Origin of the sequence: Bifidobacterium sp. A11 (assembly GCF_000499185.1) — a bacterium.
In the GTDB taxonomy this organism is placed as follows: domain Bacteria; phylum Actinomycetota; class Actinomycetes; order Actinomycetales; family Bifidobacteriaceae; genus Bombiscardovia; species Bombiscardovia mizhiensis.
In genome coordinates, this window is record NZ_AWUO01000032.1 from 1 (window position 1) to 501 (window position 501).

General features: G+C 58.7%; 1 protein-coding gene. It reads left to right on the forward strand.

Annotated elements, in window-relative coordinates; genetic code table 11:
- On the forward strand, positions 1 to 501 hold a 501-nt coding region (locus tag P273_RS0109155), incomplete at both ends, for a glycosyltransferase (protein WP_029676383.1).

Sequence of the window (501 nt, forward strand, 5' to 3'; positions counted from 1 at the left end):
GGTGTCGGTGATTATTCCCACCAAGGATGGCTATGACAATATCGAGCGGTGCATGGACTCGCTGATCGGGAAGACCCAATACCCCAACTATGAGGTGCTCATTGCCGACAACGGCAGCAGGAACCCGGCCATGAAGAAGCTGTACGCCAGGTACAAGGAGCGCCTGGGCGACCGGTTCAGGGTGCTGGAACTGGACATTCCCTTCAACTTCTCCCGCATCAACAACCTGGCCGCCAGGGAAGCAAGAGGGGAGTACCTTCTCTTCCTGAACGACGACACCCAGGTCATCAGTCCGCTCTGGATGACGCGCATGGTCTCCTTCGCCCAGCTGCAACGGGTGGGGGTTGTCGGCGCCAAGCTCTATTACCCCGTCAACACCATCCAACATGCCGGCATTGTTCTGGGGCTTGGAGGCGTGGCCGGTCATATCATGGTCGGTACGCCGCGGACCCACCTTGGCTATTTCGGCAGACTCGTCGAGAACGTCAACTACTACGCCGT